The sequence below is a fragment of the Aeromonas sp. Lyrl_2 genome (assembly GCF_051948815.1).
GTDB lineage: Bacteria > Pseudomonadota > Gammaproteobacteria > Enterobacterales > Aeromonadaceae > Aeromonas > Aeromonas veronii.
In genome coordinates, this window is record NZ_JAYJLJ010000013.1 from 81924 (window position 1) to 96180 (window position 14257).

The window sequence follows — 14257 nt, forward strand, 5'->3', positions numbered from 1 at the left end:
GGAAAATAAAATGCCGCTTGCATGGTCATGACGTTATCTCCCCTTTGGGCACGCGGTACATCTTGGGCGAGGTGCCGAGCGCCTGCTTGTAGCGATAGGTGGTCTCCTTCACCAGCCGTTGGGCGATGGGGCTGTCCGGATCATCCAGATTGCCGAACACCAGCGCCTTGGTGGGGCAGGATTCCACGCAGGCCGGCTCCTTGCCCGCCGCCAGGTTGGTCTTGCGGCAAAAGTCGCACTTGTCCGCCACTCGGGTGACCGGGTTGATAAAGCGCACCTGATAGGGGCAGGCGGCCAGGCAATACATGCAACCGACGCAGAGATCCGCGTCGACATCGACGATGCCATCCTCCTTGCGGATATGGGAGGCACCGGTCGGGCAGACGTGTACGCAGGGGGCGTTGTCGCAGTGCTGGCAGGACTTGCGAAAGAAGCGGTACTCGGCGTCGGGAAATTCACCGACCGGGCCTGAGCGGATGATCTCGAGGCGCGAGACCCCTTGTGGCACCTGATTCACCTCCCGGCAGGCATCCATGCAGGCGGTGCAGCCGATGCAGGCCGTCTCATCGTGGATCATGCCATAGCGTATCCCGTCGATGGTCTGGCTGTGGGCAAGGGGGGTAGCAAGGGAGCGAGTCGGCCCCGTCATCATGATAAGGGCCCCCGCGCCCATGCCCGCCATAAAGTCACGGCGAGAGCAGCTCATGATGCCTCCTTGCCGGTAGCCGGTTTGGACTGCTCCTGCCGGGCCTTGCTGGCCTCATGCTGCTTGCTGTGGCAGTCGACGCAGAGCTTGATGCGGGATTTTTCCGGGATCCCCACCATGGGCTCCTTGGCCGGATGCAACTGGTGACAGCTGGTGCAGGTGAGCTTGGTGGCGTGCACGTCGTGGGCCCAGAGCGCCTCGCGCAGTGGTTTGGGCTCGTGGCAGCTCATGCAGACTCCATTCTGCTCGCTGATGGGATAAAGCTTGATGCTCTCTTTATCCTTCAGGCTGTGGCTGAAGCGCATCACATCCTTGACCCCTTCCCGGTGCTGGGGGGAGGGCTGGCCGTGGCAGTTGGTGCAGGTCACCGGTTTGAGGTTGTTGGGATTGGTCGCCTGACCATGCTTGCCGTGCATCCCCTCGCTCTGCTCTTTGTGACAGTCGGTACAGGCCTTGTCGGGATTGCGTAAAAATTCCACCTCATGTGTAGCTGGTACAGGGGCTGCTGCCGGCTCGGCCGCCTGACCCTGCAGGCTGGTGAGCAACATGGCTGCCATCAGCATCAGTCGTAAGAAATCCATCGTTAAATCACCCATAGGAAGCCTCCATCCATTGCGGGCCTGGTCTGGCCGGGCCCGCAGGCGCCGTTACTGTGCCAGCCGTCCGGCCGCTTTGGCCTCGGCATCCCAAGCGGGGACCGTGGTCTTGAGGAACTGGGCCTTGTCGCTGTTGAACTGCTTCATATCCATGCCAAGGGCGGCCTGCGCTTTCTCCTTGGTGGAGATGTCGGGGATGGCGATTTCGTGGCTGATCCCCTTGCTGGCCAACAGGCGCGCCAGCTTGGTGCGGGCGTCAGCGGCTTTATCCAGCGCGCTGCCAAGTACCTTGAGGGCCACTTCGGGGGCGTGCATCTGCACCCCGTGGGAGGCGATGGCGTAGTCCCAGCGCCACTGGGCGTGACGGATGTCCTGCAGAATATCCTTCATCTCTGCCTCGGTGGCGCCGGCATCCCAGGCCGCCTTGGCTTCAAAGTGGGCGTGTACCAGCTGCTTCTCGACCTTCAGCTTGGTCTCGATCACCGCCTCTTTGCGCTGCTTGACAATCCCTTGCAGCATCTCCTTGCTCTGGGTGTGGCAGTTGCGGCAGGTCTGCTCGAAACGATCGAAGGGGTTGCCCACCTTGTGATCCGTGTAGACCTTGCCCTGCTCGTTCTGCACCTTGGGCATGTGGCAATCGACACAGGCGACGTTGTTCTGGCCGTGAATGCCGGCGCGCCAGGTTTCGTACTCGGGGTGCTGGGCTTTCAGCATGGGGGTTTTGGAGAGGGCGTGCGTCCAGTCGGCAAAGCCGATTTCATCGTAATAGGCCTCCATCTGCTCCACAGTGGTGCCCTTGTCCCAGGGGAATTTGACCGCCTTGGTGGGACCGCTGAAGTAGTACTCCACGTGGCACTGACCGCACACCTGGGACTGCTGATCAAAGCGCCCCTGATCCTTGAACGGCTTGCCGATGGCGGTCATGGCCCGATCGGCATAGGGACGGGAGAGGTGTAGGGCAGGTTTACCCTCCTTGAACTCCTTCGAGACGGTGTCGTGGCAGTCGGCGCAGCCGATGGTGTTGACTACTTCCGGCCCGCCTTTTGCCCACATCCCCTTGAAGTAGCCATCCTCACCCTTCTCGTCGATGATGCGGGCCACATCCGGGCCTTTGCAGCTCCAGCAGGCCATCGGCAGGGGGCCATCTTCGGCGGTCTTGGGGGCGCCAGTACGCAGGGTTTCCCGCACGTCGGTCAGCGCATAGAAGTGACCGCGGGGCTTGTTGTAATCCTTGGCGAAGGGGTAACCGCCCCACAGCACCACCATGTTGGGATCTTCCGCCAGCGCGTCGGTGCGCTCCTTGCTTTCGCTGGTGGCTTGCCAGCTGGTGAACTGATCGGCGTGATCCTTGGCGAACAGCTCGCTGCGCGCCTCTATCTTGCCATTGGTGGTTGCGTCATCAGCCAGTGCCCAGCCGCTGGTGCCAAGGCTGGTAGTCAGCAGCAGGGTGGCGAGGCCCAGTTTGATATGCCTGTGTTGTGAACCCACGTTTATCACTCCCAGATAAATGTTTTGGTCTCGTCTGACCCGTTCCATCTTGGTGTGGATCTTCCCCCCGTCGGGCGGGGTGGGCAGACATTCGCTTGCGGGTGAATAAAACCGCGCAATATATGATTGCTCGAGGGTTACCCTAACAAATAGGTAAATTTAATGATGATTTATCGGAGGGAGAGTTGTGCCAGATCAATTGGTGCACAGGATTGATCGCTGAAATGAGATCTGGATTAAATTTTATGGAAACTCAACTTCTTGTTAACTGCCGAGCATTCGATGGCAGGAGTTTGAACGGTACAGCTACGTACTGGCACTTTTTGCTGCTGATCCTGATTGCTGCCGTATTGTTCACATATTCTGGCAATGTCTTATGCTAACAATTGACTGAATATGCAAATTTGCGGTGTTGTGGTGTGAGCTTTTGACCTTCGGATTATGATCCATTTATTGAGGCTGCAGTGGATTTATCGTCAAACGACAGAAATGGTCACATGAAGTCTGATAGACCTATTAATAAAGGTGATGGAATTGGGTTCATCCAAATCTCATTTTATTAAAAAGGGCCTGTTAGATGCACAATCTTGTAAGTTATGGCCATTTTATGGCAATCATTGTCGAAAATAGCGAAAAGACCCACTTAGTCTGGTGCGGTATGATTATTGAACAGACAAGTACCCTGTAGGTACTGATGTTGGTGGTTAAGGTTTTGCTGGAGGTTGTATGGCTGAGTTGCAAATTGAAAAGTCCACGGTGATCTCCCAACTCGAGGGCTCCGTGTTTGTCATCAGTGCAGATGGATCTGTCATACGAGCAAAAGTGGGGATGGCATTGCAGCCGGGGGATCGCCTGCAAGCTGCCCAAGGTGGCCACTTTCAACTAGCCAAGCCGGGCAGTGATCCTGCTGGTGAGCAAGATATGGCCGCCAAACCTGAGCCCGCCACACCTGCTGCTGATGGGCAACCGGCCGATCCGGAACTGGCCTCGTTGCAAGAGGCGATCCGTCAGGGTATTGACCCGACCGAATTGTTCCAGGAGACCGCCGCCGGTAACGCAGCCGCCGCCGGTAATATCGGTGGTGTAGCAGGTTCCAGCTCGGGTGGATTTGTGGTGGTCGATCGTACCAACGATGCCACCCTGGCCGAGGCCGGTTTTGATACCGACCATGCGGTGCAACCTGTTGGCGATGAGCTGCTGTTTTCCGAAGAGCGCGATTTCTTTGCCGCCATCACCATCACCGAACCCCAAACCAGCGACAACATTATCAACGCCGATGAAGCGGCTGGCGTCATCATTCGTGGTGTGGTGGATGATGTGGAGGTAGGCCAGCCAGTCACCGTCACCCTTATCGATCAGGCGGGCAATTCACTGACGGTGACGACTGTGGTACTGCCCGGCCTGGTGTGGGAAGCCAATTTTGGAGATGTGACCGGCAAGCTGGTGGATGGCCCGTTGCAGATTGTGGCCAATACCCAGGATCAGGCGGGCAACAACGCCAGCGATACCGGACAGACTCTGCTCGATACCATCACCACCATTACCCTCGATCTCGCCGATGAGAGCGACACCGGCGCCAGCCAGACCGATGATCTGACCCGCGACAATACCCCGCTGCTGCAGGGCAAGGGTGAGCCCGGTGCTACCGTGACCCTGAGCCTTGGCGGTAGCGTGCTCACCGTCCTGACGGTGGATGCCGCCGGTAACTGGCAATATCAGCTGCCGCAGACCCTGGCCGATGGCCAGTACCAGTTTCAGGTCAATTCCGTGGATATTGCCGGCAACCGCGCCAGCGATACCCTCGTTATCAATGTCGATACCCGGGCCTTCATCGATATCGATAATCTCGATACCACTGCCCTGTTTGGCAACAGCAGCGCCACCCTGAGCGGCTCCACCAGCAATGTGGAGGCGGGTCAGAGTGTCATCATCACTCTGGTCGACAGCAATGGCCAACTGCTGTTGACCACCTCGGCACAGGTCGGGGCCGATGGCCGCTGGCAGGTATCAGGTCTTGATCTCTCCGGTATCAATCAATCCTTTGAAGTACGTGCCAGTGTCACCGATCTGGCGGGCAACAGCGCCAGCGATGGGGCGCCGCTGATCGGTCAGAGCGAGACCCTGACGCTCTCCGAAGCCGGATTGGCCGGTGGCCCGATCACCGCGACCGGTAGTCTAAATACCGGTGCCGGCCAAGATGGCAATCTGCAAGTCCAGTTTGCCGCTGATCAGAGTGCCTTGGAAGGGTTGGGGCTCGTCAGCCATGGCGCGCCTCTTGGCTACACCATCAACGGTCAGACCCTGACCGCCAGTGCTGGTGGGGCGACTGTCTTCACCCTGACCCTCAACAATGACGGCAGTTACCGCATCGTCTGGAGTCAAAGCCTGGATCACGGTCAGGACGCGTTGCGCCTGCCATTCAACCTCGAATATCGCGACAGTGACGGCGATCTGGTGAAGGCGCCGCTGGTGATCAATCTGGTGGACAGCAATCCGCCCAGTTTCGAGATCCCGGCCATTCCCCTGACCGAAGATGCCTTTACCAACGGCGCCGCCGTGGTGGGCGAGAGCAGCTTTGTGGTCAAACACACCGCCGATCCTCTGCTGGTGGATTCGTTGGTGTTCAGCAATCAGAGCAACACCCTGACTACCCTCAACGGATCGGGTCTTGCCAGCGATGGTCATCCGCTGACCTTTGAATTTGCCGATGATCGCACCTTGGTGGGTTACTACCTGGATGGCAGTGGTCAACGGGTGGAGGTGCTGCGTGCCGAATTGAATGCGCAGCAGCAGGGCAGCGATCTGGCTGGGCGGGTGGTGGTCACCCTCACCGGCCCGCTCGATCATCAGGGGAGCGACACGCTTTCCCTCGATTTGCAGGTGAGCGCCAACGAGATAGATGGGGACAGAACCAGCGCCAACCTGACGTTGACTGTCAATGATGGCAGTGATCCCGCATTGGGCATCGACAAGGGGGTCGCCCTGCAAGAAGGTGGCAACCAGAGCATCGATGGTCAGCTGCCGGTGACGGTGGGGAGCGATCGTCTGGTCTCCCTCAACTTTGAGGCGAGCCAACCGGCGCTGGCTGGGCTCACCAGCCAGGGCAAGGCGACGAGTTACGAGGTTAAGGACAACCAGCTGCTCGTCAAGGATTGGCAGGGCAAGGCAATCCTCACCGTTACCATTGGTCTGGATGGCAAATACAATGTCTCCCTGACCGGGGTGTTTGACGAGCCGGAAGCGACCAATAGCCTCAACCTTGGCCTGAAGGTACAGGGCTCAGATTTTGACGGCGACAAGAGCAACCTCGGCACCCTCAATATCACCATTACCGATGGCGCCTTGCCGCAGGTTAATCCTGTCTCCCTCACGCTCACCGAAGATAGCAACTGGCAGCAGGGCCAGACCCTTAACGGCGATCTGACTATCACTGCGGGCAGTGATCCGCTGGCCAGCATCACTTTCGATGCCAATCAGCCGGGGCTGCAAGGGTTCACCTCGGGCAAGCAGGCCGTGACGATCGCGGTGGCCGATCATCGTATCGAGGGACGTACCCCAGATGGCAAGCTGGTGTTTGAGCTGACCCTCGGTAACGATGGCAAATACAGTTTCACCCTCCATCAACCGCTGGATCAGGGCAGTGCTGACAGCCTGCTCAAGGCGGGCTTTACCCTGCTCGACAGCGATGGTGACAAGGTCTTCTCCACCATTACTGTGGCGGTGGAGGATGGTGCCAATCCGACCATCTCCGCCGTGACCGGCACCACCATCACCGAGATGGCGCAAGGGGAGACGGCTGCCGTCAGCACCATGAGTTTCTCGGTCGCGCACGGCAGCGATGCCCTTGACCCCAACTCTCTTGGTTTTGATATCGCCGCTATCCAGAGCACCCTGAACGGACTCACCAGCCACGGCAACCCGGTTACTTTCACCGTCGATCCCGCAACCGGCCAGCTGGTCGGAACCGCCGGTGGGCTGGTGGTGCTGCGCGCCGAGTTGAGCCTGGTCGATAACAACGGCAACTGGAGCGTCACCGCCAAGGTCACCCTGAGCGGCGAGCTGGATCACAAGGGAAGTGAATCCCTCAACCTGCCGCTGGCCATCACCCTGGCCGACAAGGATGGCGATCGCATCGGTACCACGTTGCCGCTCACCATTGCGGATGGCAAGGCGCCGAGCTTTATCCCGGGCAAAGGCGTGTCCCTGGATGAGGGGGACCTCACCGGCAGCAACAGCCTGAGCCAAACCGGTCACTTCGATGTGCAAGCCGGGTCGGATCGGGTGGTGGAGGTGGCCTTTGCCGATGCCAGCGAACAACCTGCGCTGACCGCCTTGGGTAAACCGGTGCAGTACGAGCTGGTTGATGGTGACCCGCTGATCCCGGGCAGCCAGCTGCTCAAGGGGTATGTGATGGTGGATGGCCAGCGGGTCGAGGTGTTCGACGTCAAGCTGATTGGCAGCCTCGAGCAGGCGGGCAAGAACGGGTTTGACTATCAGGTGACCCTCTATCAGGGGATCCATCAGGGCGCCAACGCCGTGACCGAGCTGCCCATCAAGGTGATCGTCAACGACTACGACAAGGCGGGCGGCAACAACGACAGCACCAGTGGCACCCTCAATATCCAGATTGGGGAAGGAGATAAACCGACCCTCACTCTGACAGGTGTAACCCTCAGCGAAGGGCGCTTCGATGGCGCCAACTCGGCGGTGGATGACCAGCAGGCGAGCGGCAAGATCACCATCAAGGCTGACTCGGATCCGGTGACCGATGTGCGACTGACCCTCTCCGGTCAGGTTATGGATGCCAGCGGCAAGCCCATCACCCATAACGGCGAAACCCTGACCTGGAAAGCGGTTGGCACGGATGGTCACACCTTCCAGGCGGTGACCAGTGGTGGTCTGGTAGTGATGACGGTCTCCATCCCCACAGTGCCCGCCACCATCGCCGCTCACACCAGCGCAGAGATAGGTTATCAGGTAACGGTGCATACCAACCTGGATCACGGGGCAGACAACAAGCTGGAGCTGAATCTGCCGGTCGAAGTCACCGACAGCGACGGCAGCAAAAATCAGGGCACCGCCACTGTCACGGTGACTGATGGCATCAACCCGATCATATCCGCCATTGAACCGGTTCGGGTCGAGGAGTCTGATCTCGATGCAGTGAACGGTCAGCATCCGGGGACCACACCAGCAGAGAGTGGAGAAACCGATAGTGGCAAGGTGACCATCACTGCCGGTTCGGATCGGGTTGCCTCCCTTGAGCTGGATGTGGCTGCATTCAATCAGGCCAATCATCTCACGTCGGGTGGCAAAGCGGTTACGCTGGCGGCACACAGCACCGGCTGGTATCTGGCTACGGCCGAGGGGGGCAAACCCGTTTTCTGGGTCCACCTCGATGTTAACGGCAGTTACAGCGTCCATCTGGTAGGCCAGCTTGATCACGGTGCACAGGGCAAGGATGAGTTGACCATCGAAGTGCCGCTGTTTGTCACCGATCATGATGGCGATCGCAGTCCGAACGTCAGCGTGACCGTGACGGTGCAGGATGACATGCCTATCGGCACTGTGCTTGCTCATACCCTGAGCGAGGGGAGCAGTACCGTGACCGGCGATCTGCTGCCTACCGCCAATGAAGGTGCGGATGGTGCCCGTGTCGAGTCGATCACCATCAATGGCCAGACGTACGCCATCAATGGCTCTTTGATACAAGATGTGATGAGCCCCGATGGCAAGCAGGTGATGGGAACCCTGACCATCTCTGCCGATGGCTCCTACTCCTTCAAGCCTGCGGCCGGTTTCAATCACGACGCAAGTCAGCTCAGTCAGGTGGTGACAGCCCATCTGGTCGATGGCGATGACGATCGTGCGGACAGCACACTGACCCTCAATCTGCAGGATGAAGCAGTGCGCTTTACCGTTAGCGCAGCCATTGGTAACGAAGATCAGGGGTCGCAAGACCCGAGGCTGGGTATCCCTATCAACATGCAGCTCGATATTGGCGATTTCGATCGCGGTGAGCATGTGGATCAGTTGCTTATCCAGGCGCCTGCCAATGCCCATGGCACCTTCTATTACAACGGCGTTGCCCTCACCACCACGGCTGATGGCAAGTGGTTTATCGTGCCGCCAGCGGCCATGGTGACCAGTGATAATGTTCACTACACCACTCAGGGGGTGACCTTTATGCCTTCAAGCAACTGGTCGAGCTGGAGCAATGGCGGTCAGCCGCTGCACTTCCAGGTGCAACTGCAGGTCGGTGTCACCGAAGGGGCGGCACCTGCGGCTGTAACGGGCGATCTGGCTGTGACGGTGCGCGGCGTGGCCGACAAGCCGATGTGGGACACAGCCAACACCACTCGCCACTATGACACCGATGAAGACAGCACAGGTATCAAGCTGGACGTCAAGGCGAGCCTGACTGATACCGACAGATCCGAGACGTTGACCTATCAGATCAAGCTGGAAGCGGGCAAGGGAACCCTGATGCTCGACGGTGCTGAGCTCAAGCCAAATAACAGTGGCATCTACACCGTTTTGGCCGGCGACATCAACAAGGTGACTGTTGTTCCGGGCAAGGATTTCAGTGGTGACATCAAGCTGTCGGTGACGCCGATCAGCACTGAGAAGAACCCGATCGCTCAGGGTCAGGGTACGGCGCAGGGAGACAAGATTGATCTGGTGATCAACGTCAATCCGGTGGCCGATGACGCCAAGCTCACCGTGCGTGACATTCAGGGCAAGGAAGACACCCTGCTCGATCTGGGCAGCAAGATTGCCCTTGCTCATCTGGGTGACAAACTCGATGGCTCCGAGCAGATGTTTGTCCGCATCAGTGGCTTGCCTGACGGTGCAACCTTGTTGCTGGGTGGTTCCGCCGTTGCACAGAACATAGCCGGTTACTATGAGGTTCCTTTTGATCGGATTGGCGAACTCAAGCTGCAACCGCCGAAAAACAGCAACGTCGATTTCGACCTGACCATCAAGGGGGTGGTGAAAGACACGGCGACCTTGACCGATGCCAACGGCCAGACCCATACCGTGGTGAACGAAAAAGAGACGGGCTCCCAGACCCTTCATGTGGATCTGGTGGGGGTGGTGGATCAGCCCCATTTCGAGCTTGGCAATACCGGCTGGGAGGCCGAAGGGACAGGCTATGCCACCACAGTGGGCGAGGATGGGCGGGCGCCGCTGAACTTTACCCTCACCTCGGGCGAGTGGGTCGATACCCCGCACGATACTTCCGAGAGCCTCAACGTGGTGCTGCAAGGGCTACCGGAAGGGGCTCGGGTCTTTGATGCCAATGGCAAGGAGCTGACCCTTACCTTTGCCGGGCTCGATGCCAGCGGCAAACCGACCTATCAGGTCAATGTATCGGATCTTGGCAACCTGCTTATTCAGCCGCCCCATAACAGCACGGCGGATTTGAACCTGATCGCCAAGGTGGTGGTGACCGAGAACGATGGCGATCACAAGAGCTTCGATGTGCCGCTGCATATCAAGGTGGAACCGGAGATTGACGCCACCGACTACAGCAAGACCAGTCATGGCCTGGAAGATCAGTTCACCGTGCTGGACTGGCATCCGACCCTTACTGACGGCGCCGAGAAAGTCACGGCGCTGAGTCTCTCCGGGGTGGAGGATGGCTACCAGATCTGGCTGCGAGTCGGCGGTGTCGAGAGCCAGCTGACCGTGGTCAGTGGCAAGGTCACCCTGACAGCTGCCCAGCTCGACAGCCTGCTCAACGGGGGGCAACTGCTGGTGAAGGCGCCGGAGGATAGCGATCGGGATACCACTATCCAGAGCCATGTTACCGTGACCCAGCATGATGTGGATTCGGGCGCGGTGGCCGAGAAGGTGATCGATGGCAATCTGCATGTCGATATCCAGGCCGTGGTGGAGCCCGATGGCGTGCTGACCCAGAGCGGTGGAGCTCTCGTGGGGCAGAGTGGTGCTGATATAGACCTGACTGGACGCTTTGTCTTTACCGACCTCGATCCCTCGAGCGTGGAGGAGATCGACTATCTGGTGATCAACCTGCCGGTGTTGAACGGTGGTGCAGGGGATCAGTTCGTGGTGGTTGGCGGTATCAACAACGGTAACGGCAGCTGGATCGTGCCGGCGGGCAACCTCGGCAGCTTCAAGCTGCATGCGCCGGATGGGTTTGTCGGCAAGGTTCAACCGATCCGCATCGATGCCATGGTGATCGACCGGGGTGACGATGGCGATGCCAGTGCCCATGTCAAGGTGAGCCTCACCACGGAAGCGACCTTCGAGGCGACGCCGACGACCAACAAGGAAGCTGCAGCGACCGTCGATATCGACGACAACGCGGTGCTGCTGGGCAAGGAGGATATTCGGGTTGATTTTGGTCAGCAGCTCAAAGGCGTGATCCATATCGGTAAAGGCGATCAGGCCAGCGATGAGGTGACCATAGTCCTCAAGGGGTTGCCGGCGGGCGTCACTATCAGCGGCGCCGAATACAACATCTCGACCGGTGAGTATGTCATCAAGGTGCCGCCGTCACTGGCTGGCCTGGAAGGGTTGACCCTCGGCTTGCCGCAAGACTTTGCCGGCTCGCTCAATATCGAGGTTAAGGTGGTCAACACGGATACCGCCAGTGGCGATATCAAGGTCGACAGCAGCACGGTACGGGTCGATGTGGCCCCCGTGGTCGATGTGAATGGTGGCCGTGGCGAGCATCCGGAACTGACTTTGAGCGTGCTGGATACCAACCATGACGGACAGCCGGACAATCTGGAAGATAGCGAGATCCACCTCGATCTCTCGGTGAAACTGGCCGATATCAACCCCTCCATCGCCAATGGTGGCCTTGAAACCGTGGAACGGGTCACCATCACGGTGGATGCAAAATATGGCTACTTCCTCGATGGCAGTGGCAAGCCGGTCAACACCCTGGTGGTCAGCGATGTGGCTGCCCTCAAGGACTTGGTGTTTGTGCCCAAAGAGCACTTCAGCGGTCAGGTACCGCTCGGCATCAAGGTCGATATCGTCGATACCGCACTGGTCGGCGGCCAGCTGGTGACCGACAGCGGCAGCTGGAGCGGGCAGGTCGGCTTTGAGGTGAGACCGGTCAACGATCCGGCAGCGCTGACGCTGCACGATGTATCGGGCAACGAAGATGGTGCCATCAGCCTGGCTGGTTTTGGTGCCGCCCTCATCGATAACGACGGTTCAGAGAAGATAGTGGCGTTGCAGATCAAGGGGGTACCGGATGGTTTCACCCTCTCGGCCCCTGCCGTGAATAACGGTGGTGGTATCTGGCAAGTACCCGTAGGTACCGATTTTGCCAAGCTGACCCTGATCCCGCCGGCCGATTTCAGCGGCAGCGTGGATCTGTCACTCAGTGCCTTTACCCTCGACAAGGGGCTCACCATTCCCCTTGAAACCAGCGGCAGCTTCACCGTGACCGTCAATCCGGTGGGGGATGCCCTCATCAGCGATCTGGTGCCCAATGCCAGCGGGGTAGAGGGCGACAGGATCCTGCTCAATCTGGGGCTGGAGACCCGCGATACCCACGCCACCGGCGGGAGCGCTAGCAACGTGCATGAAAATGGCGCCGAGCAGGTGCGGGTAACTATCCGCAACGTACCGGATGGCGCATCCATTGAGCTGCCGGACGGAGTGGCCGGTCAAGTAGTCAGATTGCCAAACGGTGATTGGCAGGTGACCACTGTGGGTGGCAACCTGGCGGATCTGGTGCTGGTGACCAACGACGTTAACGGTACCCTGAAACTGGAGGTGATCGCCCAGAGTCTGGACAACGGCGCGTTGGGGCCCGAGGTGAAGGGCAGCATCGATGTCACCATAGAGGCGGTCAACGATGCGCCGATCAATCAGCTGCCTACAGCGCCGCTGGTAGCCGAAGAGGATATGCCTTACCGCATTGATGGCCTGCAGGTCAAAGATGTGGATGCGGGCAACAGTCCCATCGAGGTGCGCCTCTCGGTTGGCCACGGCACCTTGACTCTGGCGGCCGGCAGCGGCGTAACCGTGACCGGCAGTGGCACGGGCTCGCTGGTGCTGAGCGGCTCGCTTGCCGCCATCAATGCGCTGCTGGCGGGCGGGGTGACCTATCAGGGGGCACAGGACTTCAATGGCCAGGATCAGCTCACCATGGTGACCAATGATCTTGGCAATACCGGTAGCGGTGGGGCCCTCAGCGACACCGATGTGGTACCCATCGAGGTTCTGCCGGTCAATGATGCGCCGGTCAATCAGCTGCCGGGCAGCATGACGGTCAAAGAGGATGGCTCTCTGTCGCTATCCGGTATCAGCGTGAAGGATGTGGATGCCGGCAGCGCACCTGTCTCCATGGTGCTGCGGGTCGAGCATGGTGTGCTGACTCTGTTGGGCGCAACCGGCGCCGTGATGGTGCAGGGGGCGGGTACCAGCGAGATCACTCTGGTGGGGTCGCTGGCCGATCTCAACCAGTTGCTGGCAAGCAGCCTGCACTATGAACCGGCCAAAGATTTCTGGGGAGAGGATACCCTTACCGTCACTACCTCCGATCAGGGCAACAGCGGTGCGGGTGGCCCGCTGAGCGACACCGATCAGGTGACCATCACGGTCACTCCCGAGCCGGATATGCCGGGTCTGACGGTGGATCAGCATGCGTTCCATGCCTTGCAGGGGGCCGTTATCCCTTTTGGCATCAACGCCAGCGTGGTCAACCCGGCAACCGGTGAACTCTCTATCCGCATCAGCGGCCTGAATGGGGCGCAGGTGCAGGATGAGCATGGTCAGAGCGTCGGTCATGCCGATGGCAATGGCGACTGGCTGATCCCGGCCGATCACTCGGTTCCGCTCTACTTCAGCGGTTTTGGCGACGGTGACCATGTGCTGGGGATCAGTGCCGAGTCGAGTGTCGGCGGCTCAACCGTCAGCACGCCCCTTGAGACCATTACGGTGCACGGCCAGAGTGGTCATGAGCTGGTCGGTTCCGATCAGGGGGATTGGCTGTTTGGTTCCTCCGGCGATGACCGTCTATTGGGGGGGCATGGCAATGACATCCTCACCGGCGGGGCTGGCAGCGATCTCTTCGTCTGGCAGCACGGGGACGAGGGGAGTCAGGGACAGCCCGCCATCGATACCATCACCGACTTCCATCCGGAACAGGGGGACAAGATCGATCTGGCTGATATGCTGCAAGGGGTCACTGGCAATGGTGTCGATGATCTGCTCAAGCATCTCTCCGCCTCGGTGACCACAGGGAGCAATGGCCTGAGCGATGTGAATCTCTCGGTTTCCCCCGCGGGTGATGGTCAGATAACCCAACAGATCACCCTGAAGGATGTGGACCTGACCAGTTGGAATCTCACCAGCACCTCGTCCCACGATATCCTGCAGAGCATGCTGGAAGATCAACATAGCCTGATCATCCAGCACCCCTGATAGCGTGCGTGAAGCGTAAAAAAGAAGAGCCGGCAATTGCCGGCTCTTTGTT

The 14257-nt window shown here is 59.2% G+C and carries 4 protein-coding genes; 1 reads left to right on the forward strand and 3 read right to left on the reverse strand.

Annotated features, from left to right (window positions below):
* Window positions 1-25 precede the first annotated feature (25 nt).
* The 3 genes from nrfC to nrfA are packed head-to-tail and all read right to left on the reverse strand — an operon-like array spanning window position 26 to window position 2790.
* Entirely contained in the window at window positions 26-706 is a 681-nt protein-coding gene (gene nrfC, locus VF684_RS13070) for a cytochrome c nitrite reductase Fe-S protein (RefSeq protein ID WP_139440609.1), read from the reverse strand.
* Entirely contained in the window at window positions 703-1302 is a 600-nt protein-coding gene (gene nrfB / locus VF684_RS13075; RefSeq protein WP_106843831.1) for a cytochrome c nitrite reductase pentaheme subunit, read from the reverse strand. The genes nrfC and nrfB overlap by 4 nt, the downstream gene beginning before the upstream one ends.
* Window positions 1303-1353: 51 nt before the next feature.
* Window positions 1354-2790, reverse strand: a complete 1437-nt coding sequence (nrfA, locus tag VF684_RS13080; protein WP_376900223.1) for an ammonia-forming nitrite reductase cytochrome c552 subunit — start codon at window positions 2788-2790, stop codon at window positions 1354-1356.
* 726 nt (window positions 2791-3516) lie between these two features.
* On the opposite strand from nrfA, the gene VF684_RS13085 reads away from it, so the two are divergent.
* A complete protein-coding gene (locus VF684_RS13085) occupies window positions 3517-14205 on the forward strand; it encodes a retention module-containing protein (protein WP_440174308.1) in 10689 nt (3562 codons plus the stop codon).
* Window positions 14206-14257 lie beyond the last annotated feature (52 nt).